Raw genomic sequence first — 26,207 nt, forward strand, 5'->3', positions numbered from 1 at the left:
CCGCCCCCGCGGGGGGGGCCCCCGGGGGCGGGCGGGGCCCCCCCCCCCCCCCGGGGGGGGGGGGCGCCCCCCCCCCCCCCCCCCCCCCCCCCCCCCGTCGCAGGTGAACGGAGTAGGTCACCGAAAAAATCTCTGATCTTCTCGGCCCCACCCGTGCTACAGTCGAAGCAGTTGCAGTTTTGGTTCCCATGAACGTATGTGTGCGCCTGCTGGTACCAACCAACAGGCGCATTTGTTTTGTCCGGTGTTTTGTCTCCGGATGGGGATCGCGGCTACTTGGAGCCTACGAGGTGTGGGTTCCTTGCCCCAGTTTTAGAGGAGACGGTTATGGCTACCGGCACCGTGAAGTGGTTCAACAGCGAAAAGGGCTTCGGCTTCATCGAGCAGCAGGGTGGCGGCCCGGACGTGTTCGCCCACTACTCGAACATCCAGGCCAACGGCTTCCGTGAGCTCGTCGAGGGCCAGCAGGTCGAGTTCGACGTGACCCAGGGCCAGAAGGGCCCGCAGGCCGAGAACATCCGCGTCATCGGCTGAAGCTGATCCACGCGTAGCGAGGGCCCGCACCGCTCGGTGCGGGCCCTCGCTCATGCCGCCGAACGGCCGGGGCGGCACCACCTTCCTGACGGCCGACCACCAGGCCGACCGCCACGCGCGCACCCACGTGCCCGCCGGTGGCCGTCGGACGTCCAGGACGGAGTACCACCCCGTATGAGCACCCCCGCACGCCCGCCGCGCGCCCGCCGCGGTACGCAGCAGTCCACCGACCGCACCCAGCAGCCCCGCACCGGTGGCCGTGGTCCGCAGGGCGGACGCGGCCAGCAGTCCGGCGGCGGCGCCCGTCGTGCCCCGCGTGCCCGCACCGCACCGCAGGCCCCCGCCGACTTCACCGTGGTCGAGGGCACCCCGGCCCGGCCGCCGGCCGCCACCTTCGCCGAGCTGGAGATGCCCAAGGGCCTGCTCTCGGCGCTCGGCCAGCAGGGCGTGACCGAGCCCTTCCCGATCCAGTCGGCCACCCTGCCCGACTCGCTGGCCGGGCGCGACGTGCTCGGCCGCGGCCGCACCGGCTCCGGCAAGACGCTGGCCTTCGGCCTGTCGCTGCTGGCCCGCACCGCCGGCAAGCGCGCCTCCGCGCGCAGCCCGCTGGCCCTGGTGCTGGTGCCCACCCGTGAGCTGGCCCAGCAGGTCACCGACGCGCTCACCCCCTACGCCACCGCCGTGAACCTGCGGATCGCCACCGTGGTCGGCGGCATGTCGATCAACCGTCAGGCCAACGCGGTGCGCCGTGGGGCCGAGGTGCTGGTCGCCACCCCCGGCCGCCTGGACGACCTGATCAACCGTCAGGACGTGCAGCTGGGCGACGTGCAGATCACCGTGCTCGACGAGGCCGACCAGATGGCCGACATGGGCTTCCTGCCGCAGGTCACCAAGCTGCTGGAGCAGGTCGCCGAGGGCGGGCAGCGGATGCTGTTCTCCGCCACCCTGGACCGCAACGTCGACCGCCTGGTGCAGCGCTTCCTCACCGACCCGGTCACCCACTCCGTGGACCCGTCGGCCGGCGCCGTCACCACCATGGACCACCACGTGCTCCAGCTGGAGGCGACCGACAAGGTCTCCGCCGCCGCGCACATCGCCTCCCGCGAGGGGCGCCTGATCATGTTCGTGCACACCAAGCACGGCGCCGACCGTCTCGCCAAGCAGCTGCTGGCCAGCGGCGTCCGGGCGGCCGCGCTGCACGGCGGCAAGTCGCAGCCCCAGCGCAACCGGGTGCTGGACCAGTTCCGCGACGGCCACGTCACCGCGCTGATCGCCACCAACGTGGCGGCCCGCGGCATCCACATCGACGGCCTGGACCTGGTCGTCAACGTGGACCCGCCGATCGACCACAAGGACTACCTGCACCGCGGCGGCCGCACCGCCCGGGCCGGCGAGTCCGGCACCGTGGTCACCCTGGTGCTGCCCGAGCAGCGCCGCGAGGTCAGCCGCCTGATGACCACGGCCGGCATCCGGCCGACCGTCACCAAGGTGCGCCCCGGTGACGCCGAGCTGGCCAAGATCACCGGTGCCCGCACCCCGAGCGGCGTCGCCGTCACCCTGGCCCCGCCGGTGGTGGCCGCCCCGGCCGCCGAGTCCGCCGCCCCGGCCCAGCCGCGCCGCCGCGCCCCCAAGCGCTCCGGCCTGCCCACCGACGTCGACATGAACGGCAACGCCCGCCGTCCCCGTCCCAAGCAGCGGATCGGCGCCGGCGGTTCCGGTTCCGGCTCCGGTGGCACGGGCGGCGGCCGCACCGCGGCCGGCTTCATCGGCAAGTCCGCCGGCCGCAAGCCGGGCTCCGGCTCCAAGAGCGGCTCGAACTACGGCACCGGCCGCCAGCGCCGCAAGTCCGACTGAGCGTCAACCCGCGCTTCCCGCAGGGGCGGTGGACCATCCCGGTCCGCCGCCCCTGCGGCGTTTCCGCGCGCGTTCCGCCACCGGGACGGATCGGAACGGCCGTTCGGGGGTGTGCTAGGTTCGCGGCCGCCGCATGATGGCGGCTGACGACGGGGCACGGGGGAAGGAAGCCTGACATGTCGGGTGGGTACCAGGTCGATCCGGAGGCGATACGGCGATTCGGCCGGACCTCCGAGGAACGGGCGGCCAGGCTGCGGGAGATCCGTGGCCGGCTGGGGGCGCAGCAGCTGCCCGCCGACGCGTTCGGCAAGCTGCCGGAGTCGGACGAGATCACCCGGGACTACCAGGAGCGCAGCGAGGCGGCGATCGAGAACGTCGGTGCCGCCGCCGAGTCCATGGAGCGGCTGAACGAGTACGCGCAGGGCCTGGCCCGCACGTACGACGGCATCGAGCAGGGGCTCTCCGACGAGCTGACCACGATGGCCGGGGGGACGGGCTGATGAGCGGCGGACCGGCTTCGCAGGCGGCCAACGCCTACGCCAAGGTCAGTGACTGGATGAGCCCGCTCGGCAGCGTGATCGACGAGATCATGCGGCCGATCGTCGAACCGCTCGCGGAGATGCTGGAGTTCGTCACCGGCGACCCGGAGGGGCTGCTGGAGGCGTCCAAGCTCTGGAAGGAGCAGGCCGAGGCGCTCCGCGAGGTGATCGCCGACCAGCGCCGGGACCGGGCCGCGCTGCGGCACGACTGGGCCGGCGAGGCCGCCGACCGCTTCCAGCAGGAGCTCGAGACCTTCGAGCGGGGGCTGGAGGAGGAGGCGGACGACATGGAGAACACCGCCTTCCAGCTGGAGGAGGCGGCCGAACAGTGCCGGGTCGCCCAGGAGATGGTCGAGACGGTCATCCGCGAGCTGATCGAGTGGGCCATCATCAGCCTGGCCGCGGCGGCCGCGTTCAGCGTGGTCACGGCCGGCGTCTCGCTGGCCGCCGAGGCGGCCGCCGCCGCGGCCGAGGGGGCCATCGCCAGCGCCCGGATCGCCATGCTGGTACGGAAGTTGGCGACCGCGCTGCAGAAGGTCGCGAAGGCCATGCAGAAGCTCAAGGAGATCTCGGCCGGTCCGCGCGCCAGCGTGCTGCGGCCCTCCACCTGGCGGGACCCGGCGATGCTCCAGGCGTACGCGGCGAAGAAGGTGGTCAAGATCGTCGGCAAGACCGCACTCGGCGCGGTCGGCCTCACCGGCGACCCGGTGGGCGAGGCGGGGCAGACCGCGATCGAGCAGGGCCTGATCTTCGGAGCGGACGAGGTGGACAAGCGGATCAACCCGCAGAACCTGCCCCCGACCGTAGAGTTGAGCCCCGAGGAGCGCAAGCGGCGCTTCGACCAGGCCTTCGGCTGACGGCCGGGCGGGCAGGGTGCGGGGAGGACGGGGCTGATGCTGGAGAGCGTACGGGCGGCGGTGCAGCCGCTGCTGGAGCCGGGCGAGCAGCTGATCGAGGCGGCCCGGGTGACCTTGGTGCCCGGCATCCCCCGCCCGCCCGAGCAGTACCTGGCCCCGGCCCGGCCGAGTGCGGTGGAGGAGCGGCTGGCCAAGCCGTTCGGTCTGCTCCGTCGTGCCTACACGGCCGTCAACCCGCTCTCCAGCGCGGTCGGCGCGGTGGAGGACCGGATGGTGGGGGCGGTGCCCGACTCGGTCTTCCACGGCACCGGGATGGGCGGCGGCTGGGAGAGCGCGGCCGGCCGGTTCGTGATCCGGCTGCACACCGACGGCGGCCACACCAGCGGCCTGCTGGCGGTCACCGACCGGCGGGTGGCGGTGGCGGTGGACCGCTCGGCGCTCTGGCAGCTGTTCAGCGAGGAGTACGCGCTGCACTGGGCCGTCCCGCGCCACGAGGTGCGGGAGTTGCGGCGCAACGCCACCGGCGTCATCCAGCGCGGGCGGATCGACCTGCTCTTCGCGGACGGCTCCTGGGCCGGGGTGACGGCCGATCTGCCGCGCAACGCCGATCCGTTGGTGGCGGCGTTCCACGGCTGAGCGGGCGTCAGGCCCCGGCGAGACCGCGCAGGCGCCCGGTGGTCTCCTCGTCGCGCGGGGAGAAGACCACCAGCTGGAAGCCGTCCGGGGCCTGGAGCACCAGCTGGTCGATCCGGAGCAGGCCGAGCGTCTCGTGGGCCAAGTCCTTGGCGGTGCCCGCGCGTTCGCTGATCTGGTGCTCGTCCAGCCAGCGGGCGGCCTCCGGGAAGTGGGTGCGCAGGCGGTCCAGGGTGGCGGCCAGTGCGGGGCGGTCGCCGGCGGTGGCGCGCAGCTGGGCGATCAGGCGGCGGGCGTGCTGCTCCCAGTCCACGGTGCGGTCGCGGTTGGGGCGGTGGGCGAAGGCCAGCCAGGCCAGGTTGCGGTCGGCGGGGGAGTGCCGGGAGAAGGCGAACAGCGCGTCGGCCTCCGGGTTCCAGGCCCGCACCTGCCAGTCGGCGTCCATCAGGAAGGCCGGGGCCGGGGACTGCGCGGTGGTCAACCGGGCCAGTGGGATGGGGAGTTCGGCGGGTGCGGGGTCCCGGTCGGCGGCCGACGGGTCGGTGGCCAGCCGGAAGAGGTAGTCGGTCTCCGCGCGGTCCAGCCGCAGGGTGCGGGCCAGGCTGCCCAGCACCTCGGCGGAGGGGTTGATCCGCCGCCCCTGCTCCAGCCAGGTGTACCAGGTCACCCCGACCCCGGCGAGCAGCGCCAGCTCCTCGCGGCGCAGGCCCGGGGTGCGGCGGCGCACGCCCGGGGCGAGGCCGACCTGCTCGGGGGTCAGCCGGGCCCGGCGGGTGCGCAGGAAGTCGGACAGCTCGGTGCGCCGCTCGTCGCGCCGCAGTTCCTTGACGGCCATGTGGTTCCCCCTGGTCCTGGTAGCCGGACTACCAGTATCACCAGGCACTGCTGCGCCTTCGCACGGGGCGGGAGGGTGGAGGCATCGCAAGGACGCAGTACCGCTGGTGAAGGAGTACCGAGATGACGAACCGTCCGATCCGTGCCGCCGCCGTGGCCGTGGTGGCCGCCGCCCTGCTGGGAGGAGCGGTGGCCCCGGCCGTCGCCGCCCGGCCCCGCCCGGGGGCGGTCGCCTCCGCGTCCGTGCTGGCCGGCCACGCCGACAGCCTGCACCCCGAGGACGCCGTCTGGGACGCCGGGCACGGCCGCTTCCTGGTCGGCTCGATCCGGCACGGCACCGTCTCCGCCGTCCGCCCCGACGGCTCGGTGCGCACCCTGGTGGACGACCCGGCCGTGCTGGTCTCGGTGATCGGCATCCAGGTCGACCGGGCCCGCAACCGGGTGCTGGTCGCCAACGCCGACCCCGGCTTCGGCCTGCGCCACGAGGCGGGCAAGGTGGTCGCGGGCATCGGGGCGTACGACCTGGAGACCGGGCGGCGGCTGTTCTACACCGACCTGGCGGCGGTGGCCGCCGACGGCGGGCGGCACTTCGCCAACGACCTGGTGCTGGGCCCGGACGGCGAGGCGTACGTGACCGACTCCTTCGCCCCCGTGCTGTACCGGGTGCGGCCGGACGGCCGGGCCTCGGTGATCCTGCGGGACCAGCGGCTGGCCGCGCCGGTCGGCGGCTTCGGGCTGAACGGCATCGTGCGGCACGGCCGGACGCTGCTGATCGCCAAGTACGACGACGGCACCCTGTGGCGGGTGCCGGTCGACCGGCCGGAGGACTTCCGGCAGGTCCGGCTGGCCGGCCCGACGGCGATCGGCCTGGACGGCCTGTACCGCGCCTCCGGCGGCCGCCTGCTGGGCGTCACCAACACCCTGGGCGGCGCCGGGGCCGACACCCTGGTGGACATCCGCTCCACCGACGGCTGGCGCACCGCCGTCCTGACGGCCCGTCCGTCCGCCGACCCGGCCCCGACGGCGGTGGTCGCCGGGCCGCACGGCTCCGTCTGGACGCTGTCCGGCCGGATGGACCTGCTGTTCGGCGGCACCACGGACGACCGGTTCACCCTGCGTAGGCTGTGACCATGGAACTCGACGCGCGGCGCCTCGACGAGCAGGGCCTCGACGAGCAGGAACGGTGCCTGGACGAGCTGCTGACCGCACTCGGCCTGGCCTGGGACGAACCCGCCGACCCGCGCGTCGAGGCCCTGGCCGCCCGCCAGCCGCTCTACCCGCAGTACCACCGGGTGGGCCACAAGCGGCAGGTGGTGTTCCGCACGCTGGAGGCCGGGCCCCGGCAGCTGGTGCTGGACCACTACCCGGCGGTGCTGCGGGCGGTGGCGGCCGACCACGACCCCAACTCGCCGCGCTGGCTGGTCGCCGTCCTGGCCGGGGCGGTCGGCCCGCGCCGGGCCCGCCGGGACCTGGACGCGGCGGGGGCCTCGGCGGCGGCGCTGCGCTGGGCGCTGCCGGACTAGCGGACCACCTCGGGGAGGGGGCGGACGTACCGCCGGTCGGCCGGGGTGAGGGACTCCGCCGGGCCGGCGGCGCGGAGCACCACGTCCAGGACGGCGTCCGGGTCGCAGGCGTAACCGCCGCTGGCCCAGGCCGGGTTGGCCTCGACCACGGCCCAGCTGCCGTCGGCGAGCTGTCCGACGTCCACCACGGCCGCGCTCGGCAGGCCGCCGGTGGCGAGCACCTCGGCGGCGAAGGCCAGGGCGGCGGGCGGCACCTCCGGGGAGACCGCCAGGTCGCCGCCGACCGCGTAGCGGCTCGCGGCGCGGACGGTGCCGTCGAGCACGAACAGCCGGTACTCGGTGGCGAACGTGACCACGTCGCTGACCAGGACCGGGGTGTCGTCGTCCAGGGCGTCCGGGCCGGGCAGGCCGCTGCCGTCCGGGTGGACCCGGGCCGCGAAGAGCTTGTCGTTGGGCGGCTTGAGGAAGGCGGGGCGGCGCAGCCCGCGCGCCTCGGCGAGGGTGGTGACCGTCACCTGACGGCCCAGCAGCTCGCGCGGCAGCGTGGTCAGCCAGTCGTCCGGCGGCTCCAGTGGCGCGACGCCGAGCACCCCGGCGACGACGTCGGCGAACAGGGGCCCGCCGTACAGGTGCGCGGGCCTCAGCTCGGCGAGCCACTCCGGGGCCTCCCAGCGGGTGGCGGTGTGGGCGGTGAGCCCGCGGAAGCGAGCCCGGGTCAGCAGTTGCAGACCCGTCTCGTTGATCCGGGGCGCGAGCAGGAGGAGCGTCATGCGGCCCATGCTGACGGATCGTCGGCGGTCCTGACCAGCCGATTCTCCGAGGGAGGACGGCGGCCGCGGTGATGGTCCGATCGGATGGTCTTGTTCAGGGCGGGCTCCGGTGTGGACGAATCATCAGATGGGCGGCCCGGCCCGGTGGCCGGGCCGTCGTCCTGTCAGCCCCGTCCTCGGAACGGAGAGCCGCATGCGTCGCTTCGCGCGCGCCGTGTCAGCAGCCCTGCTCCTGTGCGCCGCGCTCACCGGCGCCCCGGCCGCCGCCGCTTCCTCGCCGGTGCCGGTCGCGCTGTCGGCCGGGGCAGTGCCGGACCAGTACATCGTCACGCTCAAGCACCGGGTCGAACCCCGGGAGCTGGCGGGCCGGCTCGGGATCTCGCCGCGGTTCACCTACGGGAAGGTGGCGCACGGTTTCGCGGCGGTGCTGAGCCCGCGTCAGGTGGAGGTGCTGCGCCGGGTGCCCGGGGTGCTGGCGATCGAGCAGGACGGGGTGGTCGCCGTCGAGGGGGCCGCGCGGCCCCGGGGGTCGGCCTCGTCCTGGGGGCTGAGCCGGATCAACCAGCGTGCCCTGCCGCTGACCGGCCGCTTCGAGGTGGCACACACCGGGGCGGGCGTCACGGCCTACGTGCTGGACAGCGGGATCGACTTCGCGCACGAGGAGTTCCGCGGGCGGGCGTTCCGCGGGTTCGACGCCGTCGGTGACGGGCGGAACGGGCAGGACTGCCACGGGCACGGCACGCACGTCGCGGGGACCGTCGGCGGCTCCGAGCACGGGGTCGCGCGGGGGAGCACGCTGGTCTCGGTGCGGGTGCTGGGGTGCGACGGCTTCGGTACCTGGTCGGGCTTCCTGGCGGGCGTCGACTGGGTCGCGCAGGACGCGGTGCAGCCGGCGGTGCTGAACGGTTCGCTCGGGGGACCGCACTCGGCCGTCGTCGACGCCGCGGTGAACTCGCTCGCGGCCTGGGGCGTCCTGCCGGTGCTCGCGGCGGGGAACAGCCACGAGGACGCCTGCGGCGTCTCGCCGGCCGGGGCCAGGCTGGCACTCACCGTCGGGGCGACCGACATCGAGGACCGGCAGGCGGGCTTCAGCAACCACGGCCCCTGCCTGGCGATGTTCGCGCCCGGGGTCGGGATCGTCTCGGCCGGGCTCGGCGGCGGCTCCGCCACCATGAGCGGGACCTCGATGGCCGGCCCGCACGTGACCGGCATCGCGGTGCTGCTCAAGCAGGCCGAGCCCCGGGCGACCCCCGCGGAGATCAAGCGGCGGCTCGCCGAGTGGGCCACCCCGGACGCGCTCACCGTCAGCTCGACCTCGCCGAACCTGCTGGCCTACACGGCCGGGCTGTAGCGGGCCCGCCGTCAGGCGGCGAGCCGGGCGGTGCGGCGGGCCTGGTCGTAGCGGTGCAGGAGCAGCTCGGCGATCTCCGGGGCGGCGCCGAGGACCGGGGCGACCAGGTCGACGCCGGCGGTGCGGGCGGCCTCGGCGATCCGGTCGGGGAGCAGGCCGGGGGCCAGCAGGTAGGGCGCGACGGCGAGGCGGCGCAGGCCGCGGGCGCGCAGGGCGGCGACGGCGTCGGCCGGGTGGGGCGGGACGGCGGAGGCGTGGGCGACCTCGACGGCGGCGAAGCCGCGGGTGCGGCGGTACTCGTCGGCGACGGCGCGGGTGGCGGCGTTGGCGGCCTGGTCGGAGGAGCCGGCGGCGGCGAGCACCAGGCCGGTGCGCGGGGCGTCGGCGAGGTCGAGCCCGGCCTCGGTGAGGCGGCGGTCCAGCGCGGCGAGCAGCAGCGGGGAGGGGCCGAGCACTCCGGCGACCGGGAGGGTGGCCCCGGCCTCGCGGAGGGCGGCGGGGATGTCGCTGCGGGCGTGGAAGGCCCGGTTGAGCAGCAGCGGGACGGCGATGGCGTCCCGCAGGCGGGGCGCGACCCGGCCGAGCCGGGGGGCGCAGTGGTCCAGGTAGGCGGTGGTGATCTCCAGGTCCGGGCGCAGTGACCGGACCTGGTGGGTGAGCGCGTCGACCGTGGCGGCGTGCCGGGGGTCCCGGCTGCCGTGGGCGATGAGCAGCAGGGCGGGGCCGCCCGCGCCGCCGCCGGGGTGGCGGGGCGCGGGCGGACGGCCGTGGTGCGGGAACATCGCGCGGGCCTTACCGGGCGCCGTGCAGGAGGCCGCGGTTGCGCAGGACGCGGCGCTCCAGGGGGCTGAAGAAGAGCAGGTCGATGGCGACGCCGACGATCAGGATGAGGATGATGCCGAGCAGCACGCCGGACATGTCGGCGAACTCGCGCTGGTTCTCCAGGTAGCGGCCGAGGCCGATGCCCAACTCGGGGGAGGCGGCGATGAGTTCGGCGGCCATCAGGGAGCGCCAGGAGAAGGCCCAGCCCTGCTTGAGGCCGGCCAGGTAGCCGGGGAGGGCACCGGGGAGCAGGATGTGGCGGGCCTGGACCAGGCCGCTGGCGCCCATGGTGCGGCCGGCCCGCAGCAGGATCGGCGGCACCTGGTCGATGCCGGCCACCAGGCCGTTGGCCACCGAGGGGACGGCGCCGAGCAGGATGACGGCGTACATGGTGGAGTTGTTGACGCCGAGCCAGATGACGGCGGCGGGCACCCAGGCGACCGAGGGCAGCGACTGCAGGCCGGACAGGATCGGGCCGATCGCGGCGCGCACCGGCTTGAGCTGGGCGACCAGCAGGCCGATCGGGGTGCCGATGATCACGGCGGCGACGAAGCCGGACAGGCCGCGCCACAGGCTGGTCCAGATGATGCTGAACAGGGTGCCCTGGCCCCAGAGGTCGGCGAGGGCGTCCCAGACCATGCCGGGGCTGGGGAGCTTGTAGCTGTCGGTGAGCTCCAGGCTGAAGGCGGCCTGCCAGACGGCCAGCACCAGGGCGATGGCGATGACCGGGGGCAGGGCCTTCTGACGCAGGGTCACCAGCAGCGGGGTGCGGGTGGTGACGACGGCGTCGAGGGCGTCCAGGCCGGCGCCGACGTCGGCGCTGCTGGGGCCCTGGCTCTTGTCGAGGAGGGGGGTGGTCTCAGTGCTGGCCATGGCGGCGGATCTCCCCACGCAGCTCGTCGGTGATTTCGATGGACAGGTCGGCCACGCCGGCGGACTCGATGCGGCGGGGCTGGGGCAGGTCGATGCGCCACTCCTTGGCGACCCGGCCGGGGCGCGAGGAGAGCAGGACGACCCGCTGGGCGAGGCGGACGGCCTCGCGCACGTTGTGGGTGACGAACAGCACGGTCAGCTTGCGCTCGGCCCAGATGCGGGTGAGCTCGTCGTGCAGCACGTCGCGGGTGATGGCGTCGAGCGCGGCGAAGGGCTCGTCCATCAGCAGCACGTCGCTGCCCTGGGCCAGCGCCCGGGCCAGGGCGACGCGCTGGCGCATGCCGCCCGAGAGCTCGTGGACGCGCTTGCCGTACGCGCCGTGCAGGCGGACCAGCTCCAGCAGGCGCTCGGCCTCGGCGCGGCGCTCGGCCTTGGGGGTGCCGCCCAGGCGCAGGGCGAGCTCGATGTTCTTGCCGGCCGTCAGCCAGGGGAAGAGCGCGTGCTCCTGGAACATCAACGCCGGGCGGCCGCCGGCGAGTTCGATGTTCCCGGCGGTGGGCTTGTCGAGCCCGGCCACCAGGTTGAGCAGGGTGGACTTACCGCAGCCCGAGGCGCCGAGCAGGGTGACGAACTCACCCGGGGCGACGTCGAGGGTGATGTCGTCCAGCACGTGGGTGGCCGCGCCCGGGCGGCCGAAGGACTTGTGGACGTGCGAGATCCGTACGGCGGGGGCGCCGATCGGGACCTCGGCGCTCTGCGCGCTCTTCGAGGTGGTCAGTGCCGTGGTCATCTCCGGGCACCTCCTGGGTGACTGGTCTGGCGGCTGGCGAAGGGAGTGGGAGCCGGGGTCCGGCCCCGCCCGGCCCGTTGACTGGGCATCGACCGGGCTGGGCGGGGGCACGGACCTCGGAGCTTGCTGGCGCTGCTTACTTGGTGCCGAGCCCGGCGTCCGCGACGGCGGCCTGGCTCTTCTCCTTGAGCACCTTGTTCAGCAGGGTCAGGTCGTAGATCCCCGCCAGGTTGGGCTTCTTGAGGAGACCGGCGGTCACCGCGTTGTCGGCCTCCTTCTGCAGGGTGGAGGCCAGCGGGTCGTCGATGAAGTCGATGTCCGCCCAGGCCGGGTCGAGGATGGCGGCCTCCAGTGCGTTGCCGGCGGCCTCCTTGATGGCCGCGTTGGCGGCGGCCTTGGCCTTGTCCGGGTTGGCCTTGATGTAGGCGTTGGTGTTCACCGAGCCGCGCAGCACGGCCTCGACCACGTCCGGGTGCTCCTTGAGGAACTTCTGCGAGACGATGATGTTGGTGATCACGAACTTGTTGTCCGGCCACAGGGACTTCTCGTTGAGGAGTTCCTTGGCGCCCAGGGTGACCAGCTTGGAGGCGGTGGGCTCGGGGACCCAGGCGCCGTCGATGGAGCCGGACTTGTAGGCGTCGGGGGTGACCTTGTTGTCCGAGCGGACCACGTTGACGTCGCCCGCACCGGAGTTGGCGTCGACCTTCCAGCCCTTGCTGTTCAGGAAGGAGAGCAGGGCGACGTCCTGGGTGTTGCCGATCTGCGGGGTGGCGATCTTCTTGCCCTTGAGGTCGTCGACCGACTTGATCTTGTCGGGGTTGACGACCAGTCGGACGCCGCCGGAGGCCGAGCCGCCGATGATCTTCAGGGCCTCGCCGTTGGACTTGGTGTAGCCGTTGATGGCGGGGGAGGGGCCGATCCAGCCGATGTCGATCGAGCCGGCGTTGAGGGCCTCGATCTCGGCGGGGCCGGCGTTGAAGATCTGGGTCTTGATCTGGGTGGAGCCCAGCTCCTTCTGGAACAGGCCCTCCTTGAGGCCGACCAGCGGGGTGCCGTGGGTCAGGTTGGCGAAGTAACCGATCTTCACCGTGTCGGCCGAGAGCTTGGCGCCACCGGCGGCGGAGGCGGCGGCCGGGGCGGCGGCGGAGGTCTTGTCCTCGCTCTTGGCGCCGTAGCCGCAGGCGGAGAGCAGGCCGATCGCGGTCAGGCCGGCCACGGTGGCGGCGGCGGTGCGTCTGATCCGGGTGGAGCCGTGGTGCTGCGCGGTCATCGCTTCGTCCTCGGAGAAGTTCATGGAAGAAAGAAAGAAAGTCGGGCGTGGGTGCCTGCGGATCCGGAGCGACCGCCGCTGTGGGAAGCGGCCGCCCCGGTGACAGGGGCTCAGAGCCCCTGTCCGCCTGCACATCGCGTCAGCCCGCCCTGGCCACTGCCGAGGACGCCGCTGCCGATGCGGCCGCCTTCCTTGTCCATGCCCGAGAACGCCTCGCTGGGCATCAGACCCAGTCCTCCTCGTCGGGTTCCTGTGCGGTGGGTGTGGTCTCGAAGGCCTCGCCCGCCATGCCGGCGGTGAGGGTGGTGCCGTCGGCCGGGTCGATCAGGAGGAAGGACCCGGTGCGGCGGTTGTCGGTGTAGGGGTCGAGCGCGAGCGGCTCGGCCGTCCGCAGGACCACGTGCCCGATCTCGTTGACCTCCAACCCCTGGGCGCCGGAGCGCTGTTCGAGGCTGTCGATGTCGATGCGGTAGGTGATGTCCTTGACCAGGGCGCGCACCGTGCGGGTGGTGTGCTTGAGCAGGACCTTGGCGCCGACGGTCAGCGGGCGCTCGTTCAGGTGGCAGACGGTGGCCTCGACGTCCTTGGTGGGGACGGGGGTCGGGCCGGCCGCGATCAGGTCGCCGCGGGAGATGTCGATGTCGTCGGCCAGACGGACCGTCACCGACTGGGGGGCCCAGGCGATGTCGGTCTCGGTGCCGAGGGCGTCGATCCCGGTGACGGTGGTGGTGCGCCCGGCCGGCAGCACGGTGACGCTGTCGCCGACCCGCAGCACGCCCGAGGCCAACTGGCCCGCGTAGCCGCGGTAGTCGGGGTGCTCGGCGGTCTGCGGACGGATCACGTACTGGACCGGGAAGCGGGCCGGCTCGTCGCTGGGGTCGGTGCCGACCGGCACGTTCTCCAGGTGCTCCAGCAGGGTCGGGCCACCGTACCAGTCCATGTGCGCGGACGGCTCGACCACGTTGTCACCGGCCAGCGCGGAGATCGGGATCGCGACGATGTCGGTGACCCCGAGGGAGGCCGCGTAGGCGGTGAACTCCTCGGCGATGGCGGCGAAGACGGGCTCGGCGTACTCGACCAGGTCCATCTTGTTGACCGCCAGCACCACGTGCGGCACGCGCAGCAGGGCGGCGACGGCCGCGTGGCGGCGGGTCTGCTCGACCACGCCGTTGCGGGCGTCGACCAGCACCACGGCCAGCTCGGCGGTGGAGGCGCCGGTGACCATGTTGCGGGTGTACTGCACGTGGCCGGGGGTGTCGGCGAGGATGAAGCGGCGCCGGGCGGTGGCGAAGTAGCGGTACGCCACGTCGATGGTGATGCCCTGCTCGCGCTCGGCCCGCAGACCGTCCGTCAGCAGCGCCAGGTCCGGCGCCTCCTGACCACGGCTGAGGGAGGCGCGCTCGACGGCCTCCAGCTGGTCGGCCAGCACCGACTTGGAGTCGTGCAGCAGACGGCCGACCAGGGTGGACTTGCCGTCGTCGACGGAGCCGGCGGTGGCGAAGCGCAGCAGCGAGGTGGCGGTTGCTTCCTGGGTGGTGCTCATCTTAGAAGTACCCTTCGCGCTTGCGGTCTTCCATCGCGGCCTCGGAGAGCTTGTCGTCGGCGCGGGTGGCGCCGCGCTCGGTGAGGCGGCTGGCGGCGATCTCGGTGATGATGTCCGCGTTGGTGGCGGCGTCGGAGTCGACCGCGCCGGTGCAGGACATGTCGCCCACGGTGCGGTAGCGGATCAGGCGGGTCTCCACCTGCTCGGTCTCCTTGGGGCCGCCCCACTCGCCGGCGGTCAGCCACATGCCGTCGCGCTTGAAGACCTCGCGCTGGTGGGCGTAGTAGATGCCCGGGAGCTCGATCTTCTCGCGCTCGATGTACTGCCAGACGTCCAGCTCGGTCCAGTTGGAGAGCGGGAAGACGCGCACGTGCTCGCCGGCCGCGTGGCGGCCGTTGTAGAGCGACCACAGCTCGGGGCGCTGGCGGCGCGGGTCCCAGGCGCCGAACTCGTCGCGCAGGGAGAAGACGCGCTCCTTGGCGCGGGCCTTCTCCTCGTCGCGGCGGCCGCCGCCGAAGACGGCGTCGAACTTGTGGGACTCGATGGCGTCCAGCAGCGGGACGGTCTGCAGCGGGTTGCGGGTGCCGTCGGGGCGCTCGCGCAGCCGGCCGTCGTCGATGAAGTCCTGCACGTTCGCCACGTACAGCCGCAGGTTGTGCTTGGCGGCCGTGCGGTCGCGGTACTCGATGACCTCGGGGAAGTTGTGGCCGGTGTCCACGTGCAGCAGCGCGAACGGCACCGGCGCGGGGGCGAAGGCCTTGAGCGCCAGGTGCAGCATGACGATGGAGTCCTTGCCGCCGGAGAACAGGATCACCGGCCGCTCGAACTCACCCGCCACCTCGCGGAAGATGTGCACCGACTCCGCCTCCAGCGCGTCCAGGTGCGACAGCGCGAACGGCGACTCGGTCAGCGGCGTGGTGTGCGTCGCGGTGGTCATGCCAGGCCCCTCTCGGTCAGGAAGGCGTACAGCTCGGCGGCGGACTCCGCCACCAGGCGGCCCTGCGTCTGGAGCCTCAACTCCGGGTTCTCCGGGGCCTCGTAGGGGTCGTCCACACCGGTCAGGCCGGAGATCTCACCGGCCGCCTGCTTGGCGTACAGACCCTTGACGTCCCGCTCGGAGCACAGCTCCACCGGAGTGGCCACGTGCACCTCCAGGAACTCGGTGCCGAGCTCCGAGTGGCGCTCGCGGACCGCGGCCCGGGAGTCGGCGTAGGGGGCGATCACCGGGGCCAGGACCTTCACGCCGTTGCGGGCGAGCTTCTCGGCGACGAAGCCGATCCGCGCCACGTTGGTGTGCCGGTCCTCCTTGCTGAACCCCAGCCCCTTGGACAGGAACTCACGGATCTCGTCACCGTCGAGGACCTCGACCCGGTGGCCCTCGGCGCGCAGCCGCTCGGCCAGCGCGAAGGCCAGCGTGGTCTTGCCGGCGCTCGGGAGCCCGGTCAGCCACACCGTGGCGCCGCGCTCGCAGGGGGCGGCCTGCGGGGCCGCCTCTGCGGCTCCGTCGGCGGCCAGGGTGTGGACTGTGCTCACGGGTCGTTCTCCTAGGGGTGGTTGACGGTCGGTCGGCGGATCAGAGGTGGATGCCGCACTCGGTCTTGCCCGAGCCGGCCCAGCGGCCGGCCCGGCCCTCCTCGCCCTCGCCCGGCTTGGCGGTGCAGGACAGCGGCGAGCAGCCGATCGAGGTGTAGCCCTCCCACAGCAGCGGGTTGAGCAGTACCCCGTTGGCGGCGACGTAGGCGTCCACGTCGTCCTGGGTCCAGCGGGCGATCGGGGCGATCTTCACCTTGCGGCGCTTGGCGTCCCAGGCCACCACCGGGGTGTTGGCCCGGGACGGCGACTCGTCCCGGCGCAGGCCGGTGGCCCAGGCGTCGTACCCGGCCAGGCCGCGGTTGAGCGGCTCGACCTTGCGCAGGGCGCAGCACAGGTCGTTGTCCCGGTCGTGCAGGTTCGGCCCGTACTGGGCGTCCTGCTCGGCCACGGTCTGCAGCGGCTTGAGGGTGATGACGTTGACCGGCATCACCGCGGCCACCGCGTCCCGGGTGCCGATGGTCTCCGGGAAGTGGTAGCCGGTGTCCAGGAAGACCACGTCCACCCCGGGGAAGACCGAGGAGGCCAGGTGGGCCACCACGGCGTCCTCCATCGAGGAGGTGACGCAGAACCGGGAGCCGAAGGTCTCGGCGGCCCAGCGCAGGACCTCCTGCGCCGGGGCCTCCTCCAGGTCGACGGCGGCCTTGGCCGCTATCGCCTCGTAGTCAGTCACGCTGCTCATGTGCCGTTCCCCCGTGGGTGGTTGACAGCAGGCCCAGGTACTTCAGCTGGAACGCCCGGCGGCAGGAGTGGCACTCCCAGGCGCCGTGGCCGGCCTCCGAGGGCCGCAGGTCCTCGTCGCCGCAGTACGGGCAGTGGAAGGGGGCCGCGCGCTCGCTCACGACAGCTGCTCCTCACTGGCCCGGGCCGTCCACTGGGCGAACCGCTCGCCCTCGTTCCGGTCCTCCTGGTAGCGGGTCAGGACCCGCTCCACGTAGTCCGGCAGGCCGTCCTTGGTGACCTTGAGGCCGCGGACCTTGCGGCCGAAGCCGGCCTCCAGGCCGAGCGCGCCGCCCAGGTGGACCTGGTAGCCCTCGACCTGCTCGCCGTTCTCGTCCGTCACCAGCTGGCCCTTGAGGCCGATGTCGGCGACCTGGATGCGGGCGCAGGCGTTCGGGCAGCCGTTGATGTTGATGGTCAGCGGCTCGGCGAACTCCGGGAGGCGGGCCTCCAGTTCGTCGATCAGGGTGCGGCCGCGCTCCTTGGTCTCGACGATCGCCAGCTTGCAGAACTCGATGCCGGTGCAGGCCATCGTGCCGCGGCGGAACGGCGAGGGGGTGACCCGCAGGTCCAGCGCCTCCAGGCCGGCCACCAGCGACTCGACCCGGTCCTCGGCGATGTCGAGGACCAGCATCTTCTGCTCGGCGGTGGTGCGCAGGCGGTCCGAGCCGTGCTCGGCGGCCAGCTCGGCGATCTGGCCGAGCAGCTTGCCGTTGACCCGGCCGACCCGCGGGGCGAAGCCGACGTAGAACTTGCCGTCCTTCTGCCGGTGCACGCCGACGTGGTCGCGCCAGGTGCCGCTGGGCTCCTTCGGCGCCGGGCCGTCCACCAGCCGGTACTTGAGGTACTCGTCCTCCAGCACCTGGCGGAACTTCTCCGGGCCCCAGTCGGCGACCAGGAACTTCAGCCGGGCGCGGTTGCGCAGGCGGCGGTAGCCGTAGTCACGGAAGATGCCGATCACACCGCCGTAGACGTCGGCCACCTCGTCCAGCGGCACCCAGGCGCCGAGCCGGACACCCAGCTTGGGGTTGGTGGAGAGGCCGCCGCCGACCCAGAGGTCGAAGCCCGGGCCGTGCTCGGGGTGCTCGACGCCGACGAAGGCGATGTCGTTGATCTCGTGCGCCACGTCCAGCAGCGGCGAGCCGGAGATCGCCGACTTGAACTTGCGCGGCAGGTTGGAGAAGTCCTTGTTGCCGATGAAGCGGCTCATGATCTCGTCGATGGCGGGGGTGCCGTCGATGATCTCGTCCTCGGCGATCCCGGCCACCGGGGAGCCCAGGATGACGCGCGGGGTGTCGCCGCAGGCCTCGGTGGTGGAGAGGCCGACCGCCTCCAGGGTCTGCCAGATCGCCGGGACGTCCTCGATCCGGATCCAGTGGTACTGGACGTTCTGGCGGTCGGTCAGGTCGGCGGTGCCGCGGCCGTACTTCTCCGAGACCTCGGCGATCGCCTTCAGCTGGGCCACCGTCAGACGGCCGCCGTCGATCCGGACCCGGAGCATGAAGAACTCGGCGTCCAGCTCGTGCGGCTCCAGGATCGCGGTCTTGCCGCCGTCGATCCCCTCCTTGCGCTGGGTGTACAGACCCCACCAGCGCATCCGGCCGCGCAGGTCGGCCGGGTCGATGGACTCGAAGCCGCGCTGGGCGTAGATCGTCTCAATGCGCGTCCGCACGTTGAGACCGTCGTCGTCCTTCTTGAACTGCTCGTTCGCGTTGAGCGGGGTCCGGTGCCCGAGTCCCCACTGGCCCTCGCCACGGTGGCGGGTCACCTTGCGGGCGGCCGCGGGGCGGCGCACGGGGGCGCCGGCGGCCTGGGGCTCGTCCGTTTCGGGGGTGCTGGCCATGGTGAAGTCCTTACGGCAGTGGCTCTGGGGGCGGCTGCGGGGCTTCCGGGCACGGACCTGCTGCGACCTGCGGGTTCTCCGCGAGGTACGGGGGAGCAGTGACCTTGCCGGGGGCTCGCGCATCCGCAGCGGCGGGGACGGCGAAAGGGTTCGCGCCGGGGTGCGGTGGAAGGCGGCGGGTGGGCTCAGGTCACCGGACAGATGGCGCTGGACACGCGAAGGAGATCGACGTGAAGTCGACCTACTAGGGTGGTTCCGGCGCTCGGCATGGCAAGAGATTCGCACGCCGCACGACCCCCGGTCCACCAACGTCCGGATGGTGGACTCGTGAGTTTCGCTTCCTGAGACGCGCTCCGCTCCGCCGCAGCCAGGACGGCCGGTGAGACCTCGTCAGGTTGCTCGTGGGTCCCACGCCCCGGGACCGATAGGTTAGGGGCGTGCAAGCAGCAGGGGAAACCAGCAGGACGGGGGCCGAGCGCCCCTCACGGCGGCGCCGTCGCGGACGCCGCCGCCGTGAGTCGACGTGGCGCCGGACGGCCTGGACCTTGGTCAAGGACACCACCAACACCTGCGTCGAGTACCGGGTCACCGGACTCGCGGCGGAGGCGGCTTTCTTCACGCTGCTCTCCATCCCCCCGCTGCTGCTCTGCCTGGCGGGCACCCTCGGGTACCTGGACGACATCCTCGGGGCCGGCACCATCGAGAAGCTGGAGCAGGACATCCTGCAGGCCAGCGCCACCGTGCTGGCCCCCAGCTCGATCCAGCAGATCGTCCAGCCGCTGCTGGACAGCGTCTTCGACGAGGGCGGCCGGCCCGACCTGATCTCGATCGGCTTCCTGCTCTCGCTCTGGTCCGGCTCGCGGGCGCTCTACATCTTCATCGACACCATCACCGTCATGTACGGCCTGGACGGCAAGCGCGGCATCGTCAAGACCCGGCTGATGTCGCTCGGCCTCTACCTGGGCGCCCTGGTGATCGGCTCGCTGGTGCTGCCGCTGCTGCTGGCCGGGCCCGGCCTGGTCCGCAACGCGCTGGGCCCCGACTCGGCCGGGCCGATCAACGCGCTCTCCTGGCCGGTGGTGATCTGTCTGCTGATCATCTTCCTCACCACCCTCTACCACGTGGCCGTGCCGGTCTCCACGCCCTGGCGCGAGGACATCCCCGGCGCCCTGGTGGCCCTGGTGGTGCTGGTGGTGTGCAGCGTGCTGCTCCGGCTCTACCTGGTCAGCTCGATCGAGGGCCGCTCGGTCTACGGGCAGCTGGCCGCGCCGGTCGCGGTGCTGCTCTGGATCGGCGTGGTGGCGCTCGCGGTGCTGATCGGCGCCGCGATGAACGCCGCGCTGGACCGCCGCTGGCCGACCACCGAGACCGCCGACGCCCGCGCCGAGAACGAGCGCGCCAGCGAGGAGGCGGCCGCCGCCGTGGTCCGCGAGGCCACCGCCCGCCGGGCCGTGGAGCGGGCCCGGCTGGCCCGCGAGCTGGGCCTGGGCGAGGGCCACGAGGAGGACCTGGACGAGGACGACGAGGGCGACCACCCGCCCTCCGAGTACCCCGAGCGCTGGGCCGACTTCCTGCCGCCGGGCAATCTGCGCGGCCGCCTCGCAAACGGTGGGCCGCACCACCGCCGCCGTCCGCCGCCCCCGCCGGACAGCGACCGTCCGGGCGGCTCCTGGCACGTCTGACGGGTGGTGGAAAAAAGAGGTGCGCGGGCCTGTGGGGGTTCGCTATCGTCGCCCGGGCCGGGGGCGAGCTGCCCCCCGTGAAAGCCGTTGAGTGAACAAGGAGGTGACGACCGTGCTGACTGTCGTCGTCGCGGACTCCGTCCGCACCCAGAAGGTCCTCGTTCTCACCTCCGTGGTCTCCGGCTGACACTCCTTCACCATCCGCGCCGTGCGCGGGACGCCGGGGCCACCCCTTTGAAGGGTCACCCCGAAGTTGAACCTCTCCACCACTGACCGCTCGCTGTCCGGCTACGGCTGGAACGACGGGTGGGCCTCCAAGTTCTCCCTCTTCGCCGGCACGGACCTGCGTCCGGGCCGGGTCACCCGGGTCGACCGGGGCCTGTGCGACGTCTTCCTCGACGACGACGGCTCCGGCGCGCCCGGCACCGTCCGGGCCGACCTGCGCCCGGTGCGGATCTCCGATCCGGCCGAGTGGGTCTGCACCGGCGACTGGGTCGGCGTCGACCTCACCACCGCTCCGCTGCCGAGCGTCGCGGCCGTGCTGCCCAGGACCACCGCGATCGTCCGCAGCACCGCGGGCAAGCGCTCCGAGGGCCAGGTGCTCGCGGCCAACGTGGACACCGTGATGATCGCCGTCTCGCTGGCGGCCGATCCGGACCTCGGACGGATCGAGCGCTTCGTCGCGCTGGCCTGGGAGTCCGGCGCCGAGCCGCTGGTCGTGCTGACCAAGAGCGACCTGGTCGGCGACGCCGACTTCGTCAAGGACGACGTCGAGGGAGTCGCCCCCGGCGTCACGGTGCTCGCGGTGAGCGCCGAGACCGGCGAGGGCATCGACGTGCTCCGGGCCTGCCTCGGCACCACCAGCGCGCTGATCGGCCAGTCCGGCGCGGGCAAGTCCACCCTCACCAACGCGCTCAGCTCCTCCGAGTCGATGGTCGTCCAGGCCACCCGCTCGGTGGACGAGAAGGGCCGGCACACCACCACCACCCGCGAGATGATCCCGCTGCCCGGCGGCGGCGTGGTCATCGACACCCCGGGCCTGCGCGGCGCCGGCCTGTTCGGTGGCGAGGGCCTCGCGGTGGCCTTTGCCGAGATCGAGGAGCTGGCCGCCGACTGCCGCTTCCACGACTGCCGCCACGCCGGGGAGCCGGGCTGTGCCGTCCGGGCCGCGCTCGAGGAGGGCACCCTCCCGGTGCGCCGCTGGGAGAGCTACCAGAAGCTCCAGAAGGAGAACCTCTGGATCGCCTCCCGCACGGACGCCCGGCTGGCCGCCGAGCGCCTGAAGAAGTGGAAGACCATCACCAAGTCGGTCCGGGCCAACGGCTCGCCGAAGAAGTAGCGCGAGCGAGGGCCGCGACCCGGATCGGGTCGCGGCCCTCGGCCGTCTCATGCACGCGTCTCACTCCTCGGGCAGCCGCCCGGTGCGGATCACCTCGGCGTACCAGCGCGCGCTGTCCTTGGGCGTGCGGCGCTGGCTGGCGAAGTCCACGTGCACCATGCCGAAGCGCTTGCCGTACCCGAAGGACCACTCGAAGTTGTCCAGCAGCGACCACAGGAAGTACCCGCCCACCGGCACCCCGTCGGCCGCCGCCCGCCGCACCGCGTCCAGGTGGCCGTGCAGGTACGCCACCCGCTCCGGGTCGTGCACCGCGCCGCTCGGGTCGCTGTAGTCGTCGTAGGCGGCGCCGTTCTCGGTGACCAGCAGCGGCACGCCGGGCAGTTCGTCCCGCAGGCGGGTGAGCAGCTCGTACAGCCCGTCCGCGTCCACCGGCCAGCCCATCGCGGTGCGGCTGCCCTCGGCCGGCACGAAGCGCACGCCCTCGTCGGCCGGCCAGGGGGAGATCTCCCCGGCGTGGCCGTCCTGGCGCGGGGCCGGGTCCGACGGGTCGTCGGCGCCGACCACGGTGGGCGTGTAGTAGTTGATGCCCAGCGAGTCGATCGGGCGGGAGATCTCCGCCAGGTCGCCGTCGTGGACGAAGCCCCAGTCGGTGACGTGCGCGGTGTCGGCCAGCACGTCGGCGGGGTAGCTGCCCTTGAAGACCGGGTCGAGGAAGATCCGGTTGGCCAGGCCGTCGATCCGGCGGGCCGCGTCCAGGTCGGCGGGGGTCCGGCCGGCCGGGCGGACGGCGGCCAGGTTGAGGGTGAGCGAGACCTGCGCGGAGGACGGCAGCTCGGCGCGCAGGGCGGCCGTGCCCAGGCCGTGGGCCAGCAGCAGGTGGTGATGGGCCGTCAGCGCCTCCACCGGGCTGGTCCGGCCGGGGGCGTGCACCCCGGAGCCGTAGCCGAGGAAGGCGGAGCACCAGGGCTCGTTGAGCGTGGTCCAGGTCGGGACGCGGTCGCCCAGGCGGCGGGCCGCGAGGGCGGCGTACTCGGCGAAGCGGTACGCCGTCTCCCGGTCGAGCCAGCCGCCCGCGTCCTCCAGGGCCTGCGGCAGGTCCCAGTGGTAGAGCGTGACCACGGGCGTGATGCCCTTGCCCAGCAGCTCGTCCACCAGGCGGTCGTAGAAGTCGAGCCCGGTCTCGTTGGCCGGGCCGGTGCCGCCCGGCCGCACCCGCGGCCAGGAGAGCGAGAACCGGTAGGCGCCCAGGCCGAGTTCGGCCATCAGCGCGACGTCCTCGCGGTAGCGGTGGTAGTGGTCGCAGGCGATGTCGCCGGTGTCGCCGTTGCGCACCTTGCCTGGGGTGCGGCTGAAGGTGTCCCAGATGGACGGGGAGCGGCCGCCCTCGGCGGCGGCGCCCTCGATCTGGTACGCGGCGGTGGCCGCGCCCCAGACGAAGCCGGTGGGGAAGTCGGATCGGACGGGGGCCGGTAGGGCTGCTACGGACATGTCGCCTTCCATGGACGTCTACGGTAGAGGGCTCAGCCCTTGACGGCGCCCTGCATGATGCCGCCGACTATCTGACGGCCCAGCAGGGCGAAGACCAGGAGCACGGGGAGGGTGCCGACCAGGGTGCCGGCCATGACGATCGACTGGTCGGGCACGTAGCCCTGGCCGAGCGACTTCAGGGCCACCTGGACGGTCGGGTTCTGCGAACTCAGCGCCACCACCGGCCAGAAGAAGTCGTTCCAGGTGGCCATGAAGGTGAGCATGGCGAGCACCGCCATGCCGGGGCGGGCCACCGGCAGCACGATCGAGCGGAAGATCCGCAGGCTCGACGCGCCGTCCATCCGGCCCGCCTCGATCAGCTCGTCCGGCAGGGCCTGGACCAGGAACTGGCGCATGAAGAAGACGCCGAAGGCGGAGACCAGCGAGGGCAGGATCACCGAGGGCAGTTTGTTCTGGAGGTCCAGCTTCACGATCACCATGAAGAGCGGGATCACCCCGAGCTGCGGCGGGATCATCATGGTGCCCACCGTGACGGCCAGCAGCAACCCCCGCCCCCGGAACCGGAGTTTGGCGAAGGCGAAGCCGGCCAGGGTGGAGGAGAGCACCACGCCGACGGTGACCGCGACGGAGACGATCAGCGAGTTGAGCAGGGCCGTGCCGATCGCGGCCTGCTCCAGCGCCTCGCCGATGTTGTGGAACAGGTTGGGGCCCGGGGTGAGCGCCGGAGTCGCCGAGCTGAGCTCGGAGTTGGAGCGGCTGGCGGCCACCAGGGTCCAGTAGAAGGGGAAGACGAAGAGCAGGGTGGCGAAGGCAAGCACCGCGTAGGCGAGCGGTCCGCCGTGCAGCGGCGAGCGCCGTCCGGTGGTCCGGCTGCCGGTGCGCTTGAGCACGAGTGTCGTGGAGGCCAAGGGAGTTCACCCGTCCGTACGGTTGCGCCGGGCGGCGACGGCCGCGTTGGTCAGGGCCAGCACCACGATCAGCAGGAACATCACCCAGGCCACGGCGGCGGCCCGGCCGAGGTGGAAGAAGGTCCAGCCCTGCTCGTAGAGGTAGAGGCCGAGGGTCTGGTACTGGTGCGAGATGCCGCCGCCCGAGTTGCCCTCGTAGAGCAGCGGCTCGCCGAACAGCTGGGTGGCGCCGATGGTGGAGACCACCACGGTGAAGACGATGGTCGGCCGCAGACCGGGCACGGTGATGTGCCGGAACTGCTGCCAGCGGGAGGCGCCGTCCACCGCCGCCGACTCGTACAGCTCGTTCGGGATGGACTGCATCCCGGCCAGGTAGATCAGCGCGTTGTAGCCCGTCCAGCGCCAGGTGACGATGGCCGAGACCCCGAACTGCGAGGCCCAGGTGGAGGCCTGCCAGTCCACCGGTCCCACCCCGACGCCCTGCAGCGCCCAGTTGATCAGACCGTAGTCGCGCCCGAAGAGCTGGGCGAAGACCAGGGTGGCGGCGGCCACCGAGGTGGCGTACGGCATCAGCATGGCGACCCGGAAGAAGGTCCGGCCGCGCAGCCGGTAGTTGAGCAGGTGGGCCAGCCCGAGCGCCATCAGCAACTGCGGGACGGTGGAGAGCACACCGATGGTGAAGGTGTTGCCGAGGGCGTTCCAGAAGAACGGGTCCTCGAACAACCGGGTGTAGTTCTGCAGGCCCAGCCAGTCCATCCGCTCCGAGGTCTGCAGCTCCACCCGGTGCAGCGAGACGTACGCGGTGTACAGCAGCGGGAAGAGGCCGAAGGCCGCGAACAGGACGAAGAACGGGGCGAGGAAGCCGTACGGGGCCAGCCGCCCGGCGAGCCGGCCCGGGCGCGGGGCGGGCCTGGTCGTGGGGCGGGGGGCGGTGAGCGTGGCCATGGGGGTCCTTTCCCGGGCCGGGGCCGCAGAGCGGAACGGCCCCGGCCCGGGGGAGTCGGGCGTCGGAGGGGCGCCGGAGCGGACGGTCCGTCAGTTGCCGGAGGCCTTCTTGACGTTGTCCAGGGCGTGCTGCCAGGCGGTGGCCGGGGCGGTGCCGGTGCGCTCCACCTCGCCGAGCGCGTCCGTGAAGGCCTTGCCGATCACGCCGTCCTGGGTGCCGAGCACCTGGGCGGGCATGGTGACGGCGGCCTCGGAGAAGATCTCACCGATCGGGGCGTCGTTGAAGTACGGGTCCTTGACCGACTTGATCTCGGCCTGCGCGGCGGTGGAGGACGGGAAGGAGCCCTGCTTGGCGAACAGCTTGGCCTGCTGCTCCTTGGCGTTCAGCCACGTGATCAGCTCGGCCGCCTCCTTGGGGTGCTTGGCGGTCTTCGGGACCGCCAGGTAGGCGCCGCCCCAGTTGCCGGTCCTGCCCGGGCCGGGGGCGATGTCCCACTTGCCGGAGAAGGAGGTGCCGGCCTGGCCCTTGATGTAGCCGATCATCCAGGCCGGGCAGCTGAGGGTGGCGAACTTGCCGGTGGAGAAGGCCTTGTTCCACTCCGGGGTCCACTGCGGGAGCTTGGCCGAGAGGCCGTCGGCGACCAGCTTGGTGGCGTCCGCCCAGGCGGTCCGCACGGCCGGGTTGGTCTCGTGCACCGGCTTGCCGGACTCGTCGGCGTAGCGCACCTTCTGCTGGCCGACCTCGGCGGTGAACATCCCGGCGGCGCTGTCGGTCCAGGCGTTGCCCGGCTCGGCCTTGGCGACGTACTCCTTGCCGAGCTCCAGGTAGCCCGCCCAGGTGGACCACTTGGCGGCCAGCTCGGTGCGGTCGGTCGGCAGGCCGGCCGCCTTGAACAGGTCGGTGCGGAAGCAGATCGCCTCCGGGCCGATGTCGGTGCCCGCGGCCAGCACCTTGCCGTCGGCGGTCCGCACCGCGGCGGCCTTCCAGGGCACCAGGCCGTCGTTGACCTCGGCCGCGCCCAGTGAGCGCAGGTCCTGGAACTTGTCGGCCTGCTTCTGCATCACGCTGGCGATCCGGCCCACCTCCAGGCCCTGCACGTCGGCCAGGCCGCCGCCCCCGGCCAGCTTGGTCTGGAGCGCCTGCCAGTACTGGCCCTCGTCCTGGGTGTCGGTCTGCTTCACGGTGATGTTCGGGTGCAGCTTCATGTACTCGTCGTAGAGGCCGGCCTCCTTGAACCCGAAGGTGCCGAACAGGTCGACGGTCAGCGTGACCTTGCCGTCGCCGTCGGCCGAGCCGGTGGAGCCGGAACCGCAGGCGGTCAGCAGCAGGGCGGCGGCGAGGGCGGCGCTGCCGAGGGTGGCGGCTCTGAACGGGCGCATGGGGGTGCCTCCTGATCGAGTTCTGAGAGCGCTCTCAAGCGCTGGAAGGAGCGTGCCGGGCGGCGCCCCGACCGTCAAGTGGTCGAAACCTGAACGTGATCTGGGGAGTTCGGGGAGTC

27 protein-coding genes are annotated in these 26,207 nt (G+C 72.8%); 10 read left to right on the forward strand and 17 right to left on the reverse strand.

The window, feature by feature from the left end:
- Nucleotides 1-327 precede the first annotated feature (327 nt).
- The 5 genes from ACIA8O_RS18025 to ACIA8O_RS18045 all read left to right on the forward strand — a co-directional run bounded on the left by ACIA8O_RS18025 (nt 328) and on the right by ACIA8O_RS18045 (nt 4,420).
- Nucleotides 328-534 carry a cold-shock protein gene (locus ACIA8O_RS18025; RefSeq protein ID WP_345284203.1) on the forward strand — a complete coding sequence of 69 codons (207 nt, stop codon included), beginning with the start codon at nt 328-330 and terminating at the stop codon, nt 532-534.
- Nucleotides 535-708: 174 nt separating this feature from the next.
- Entirely contained in the window at nt 709-2,388 is a 1,680-nt protein-coding gene (locus tag ACIA8O_RS18030; RefSeq protein WP_396294842.1) for a DEAD/DEAH box helicase, read from the forward strand.
- A gap of 176 nt (nt 2,389-2,564) precedes the next feature.
- The gene (locus ACIA8O_RS18035) at nt 2,565-2,888 is read left to right on the forward strand and encodes a hypothetical protein (protein ID WP_396294844.1); all 324 of its coding nucleotides are present in this window, start codon (nt 2,565-2,567) and stop codon (nt 2,886-2,888) included.
- A complete protein-coding gene (locus tag ACIA8O_RS18040) occupies nt 2,888-3,784 on the forward strand; it encodes a WXG100 family type VII secretion target (protein ID WP_396294845.1) in 897 nt (298 codons plus the stop codon). Before ACIA8O_RS18035 ends, ACIA8O_RS18040 begins: the two co-directional genes overlap by 1 nt.
- Before the next feature lie 36 nt (nt 3,785-3,820).
- Nucleotides 3,821-4,420, forward strand: coding sequence for a hypothetical protein (locus ACIA8O_RS18045; protein ID WP_396294847.1), 600 nt, complete (start codon nt 3,821-3,823; stop codon nt 4,418-4,420).
- 7 nt (nt 4,421-4,427) lie between these two features.
- On the opposite strand, the gene ACIA8O_RS18050 is transcribed toward ACIA8O_RS18045, so the two are convergent.
- Nucleotides 4,428-5,252, reverse strand: a complete 825-nt coding sequence (locus ACIA8O_RS18050) for a helix-turn-helix domain-containing protein (RefSeq protein ID WP_396294848.1) — start codon at nt 5,250-5,252, stop codon at nt 4,428-4,430.
- 122 nt (nt 5,253-5,374) lie between these two features.
- On the opposite strand from ACIA8O_RS18050, the gene ACIA8O_RS18055 reads away from it, so the two are divergent.
- Both ACIA8O_RS18055 and ACIA8O_RS18060 read left to right on the forward strand, forming a co-directional pair.
- Nucleotides 5,375-6,379, forward strand: coding sequence for a hypothetical protein (locus tag ACIA8O_RS18055; protein WP_396294849.1), 1,005 nt, complete (start codon nt 5,375-5,377; stop codon nt 6,377-6,379).
- A gap of 2 nt (nt 6,380-6,381) precedes the next feature.
- The gene (locus tag ACIA8O_RS18060; RefSeq protein WP_396294850.1) at nt 6,382-6,774 is read left to right on the forward strand and encodes a hypothetical protein; all 393 of its coding nucleotides are present in this window, start codon (nt 6,382-6,384) and stop codon (nt 6,772-6,774) included.
- Here the strand turns inward: ACIA8O_RS18060 and ACIA8O_RS18065 are convergent.
- Entirely contained in the window at nt 6,771-7,544 is a 774-nt protein-coding gene (locus tag ACIA8O_RS18065; protein WP_396294851.1) for an ATP-grasp domain-containing protein, read from the reverse strand. The two genes, ACIA8O_RS18060 and ACIA8O_RS18065, sit on opposite strands and share 4 nt — an antisense overlap.
- Nucleotides 7,545-7,737: 193 nt before the next feature.
- On the opposite strand from ACIA8O_RS18065, the gene ACIA8O_RS18070 reads away from it, so the two are divergent.
- Nucleotides 7,738-8,895 carry a S8 family peptidase gene (locus ACIA8O_RS18070; protein WP_396294852.1) on the forward strand — a complete coding sequence of 386 codons (1,158 nt, stop codon included), beginning with the start codon at nt 7,738-7,740 and terminating at the stop codon, nt 8,893-8,895.
- Between the two features lie 11 nt (nt 8,896-8,906).
- Here the strand turns inward: ACIA8O_RS18070 and ACIA8O_RS18075 are convergent, their stop codons facing one another.
- The 11 genes from ACIA8O_RS18075 to ACIA8O_RS18125 all read right to left on the reverse strand — a co-directional run bounded on the left by ACIA8O_RS18075 (nt 8,907) and on the right by ACIA8O_RS18125 (nt 18,615).
- Nucleotides 8,907-9,677: a sirohydrochlorin chelatase gene (locus ACIA8O_RS18075; protein WP_396294853.1), complete on the reverse strand. Its 771-nt coding sequence runs from the start codon at nt 9,675-9,677 to the stop codon at nt 8,907-8,909.
- Between the two features lie 10 nt (nt 9,678-9,687).
- Nucleotides 9,688-10,590, reverse strand: a complete 903-nt coding sequence (locus ACIA8O_RS18080) for an ABC transporter permease (RefSeq protein ID WP_396294854.1) — start codon at nt 10,588-10,590, stop codon at nt 9,688-9,690.
- Complete coding sequence (locus tag ACIA8O_RS18085) at nt 10,577-11,380, reverse strand: ABC transporter ATP-binding protein (protein ID WP_396294855.1); 804 nt, start codon at nt 11,378-11,380, stop codon at nt 10,577-10,579. The genes ACIA8O_RS18080 and ACIA8O_RS18085 overlap by 14 nt, the downstream gene beginning before the upstream one ends.
- A 136-nt stretch (nt 11,381-11,516) precedes the next feature.
- A complete protein-coding gene (locus ACIA8O_RS18090) occupies nt 11,517-12,650 on the reverse strand; it encodes an aliphatic sulfonate ABC transporter substrate-binding protein (RefSeq protein ID WP_396295322.1) in 1,134 nt (377 codons plus the stop codon).
- Between the two features lie 223 nt (nt 12,651-12,873).
- Nucleotides 12,874-14,193, reverse strand: coding sequence for a sulfate adenylyltransferase subunit 1 (locus tag ACIA8O_RS18095; RefSeq protein WP_396294856.1), 1,320 nt, complete (start codon nt 14,191-14,193; stop codon nt 12,874-12,876).
- A 1-nt stretch (nt 14,194) separates the two neighbouring features.
- The gene (cysD, locus tag ACIA8O_RS18100; protein WP_396294857.1) at nt 14,195-15,130 is read right to left on the reverse strand and encodes a sulfate adenylyltransferase subunit CysD; all 936 of its coding nucleotides are present in this window, start codon (nt 15,128-15,130) and stop codon (nt 14,195-14,197) included.
- Nucleotides 15,127-15,708: an adenylyl-sulfate kinase gene (gene cysC, locus ACIA8O_RS18105; protein WP_396295323.1), complete on the reverse strand. Its 582-nt coding sequence runs from the start codon at nt 15,706-15,708 to the stop codon at nt 15,127-15,129. Before cysC ends, cysD begins: the two co-directional genes overlap by 4 nt.
- Before the next feature lie 58 nt (nt 15,709-15,766).
- Nucleotides 15,767-16,465 (reverse strand): phosphoadenylyl-sulfate reductase, encoded by a 699-nt coding sequence (locus tag ACIA8O_RS18110; RefSeq protein ID WP_396294858.1) that lies wholly within the window; start codon nt 16,463-16,465, stop codon nt 15,767-15,769.
- Nucleotides 16,449-16,625, reverse strand: coding sequence for a hypothetical protein (locus ACIA8O_RS18115; protein ID WP_396294860.1), 177 nt, complete (start codon nt 16,623-16,625; stop codon nt 16,449-16,451). The genes ACIA8O_RS18110 and ACIA8O_RS18115 overlap by 17 nt, the downstream gene beginning before the upstream one ends.
- Nucleotides 16,622-18,346 (reverse strand): nitrite/sulfite reductase, encoded by a 1,725-nt coding sequence (locus tag ACIA8O_RS18120; protein ID WP_396294862.1) that lies wholly within the window; start codon nt 18,344-18,346, stop codon nt 16,622-16,624. The genes ACIA8O_RS18115 and ACIA8O_RS18120 overlap by 4 nt, the downstream gene beginning before the upstream one ends.
- Before the next feature lie 185 nt (nt 18,347-18,531).
- Nucleotides 18,532-18,615 carry a putative leader peptide gene (locus ACIA8O_RS18125; RefSeq protein ID WP_310593185.1) on the reverse strand — a complete coding sequence of 28 codons (84 nt, stop codon included), beginning with the start codon at nt 18,613-18,615 and terminating at the stop codon, nt 18,532-18,534.
- Nucleotides 18,616-18,783: 168 nt separating this feature from the next.
- Between ACIA8O_RS18125 and ACIA8O_RS18130 the strand changes: the two genes are divergently transcribed.
- Nucleotides 18,784-20,028: a YihY/virulence factor BrkB family protein gene (locus tag ACIA8O_RS18130; RefSeq protein ID WP_396294863.1), complete on the forward strand. Its 1,245-nt coding sequence runs from the start codon at nt 18,784-18,786 to the stop codon at nt 20,026-20,028.
- Between the two features lie 253 nt (nt 20,029-20,281).
- Nucleotides 20,282-21,367 carry a ribosome small subunit-dependent GTPase A gene (gene rsgA, locus ACIA8O_RS18135; RefSeq protein WP_396294864.1) on the forward strand — a complete coding sequence of 362 codons (1,086 nt, stop codon included), beginning with the start codon at nt 20,282-20,284 and terminating at the stop codon, nt 21,365-21,367.
- Between the two features lie 60 nt (nt 21,368-21,427).
- Here the strand turns inward: rsgA and ACIA8O_RS18140 are convergent, their stop codons facing one another.
- From ACIA8O_RS18140 to ACIA8O_RS18155, 4 genes are all read right to left on the reverse strand, one after another.
- On the reverse strand, nt 21,428-22,855 hold the full coding sequence (locus tag ACIA8O_RS18140) for a GH1 family beta-glucosidase (protein WP_396294865.1): 1,428 nt from the start codon (nt 22,853-22,855) through the stop codon (nt 21,428-21,430).
- Between the two features lie 32 nt (nt 22,856-22,887).
- Nucleotides 22,888-23,745 (reverse strand): carbohydrate ABC transporter permease, encoded by an 858-nt coding sequence (locus ACIA8O_RS18145; protein ID WP_396295324.1) that lies wholly within the window; start codon nt 23,743-23,745, stop codon nt 22,888-22,890.
- 24 nt (nt 23,746-23,769) lie between these two features.
- On the reverse strand, nt 23,770-24,708 hold the full coding sequence (locus tag ACIA8O_RS18150; RefSeq protein WP_396294866.1) for a carbohydrate ABC transporter permease: 939 nt from the start codon (nt 24,706-24,708) through the stop codon (nt 23,770-23,772).
- A 90-nt stretch (nt 24,709-24,798) separates the two neighbouring features.
- Entirely contained in the window at nt 24,799-26,088 is a 1,290-nt protein-coding gene (locus tag ACIA8O_RS18155; protein ID WP_396294867.1) for an extracellular solute-binding protein, read from the reverse strand.
- Nucleotides 26,089-26,207: the final 119 nt, after the last annotated feature.

Source organism: Kitasatospora sp. NPDC051853, from assembly GCF_044452665.1.
Lineage (GTDB): Bacteria > Actinomycetota > Actinomycetes > Streptomycetales > Streptomycetaceae > Kitasatospora.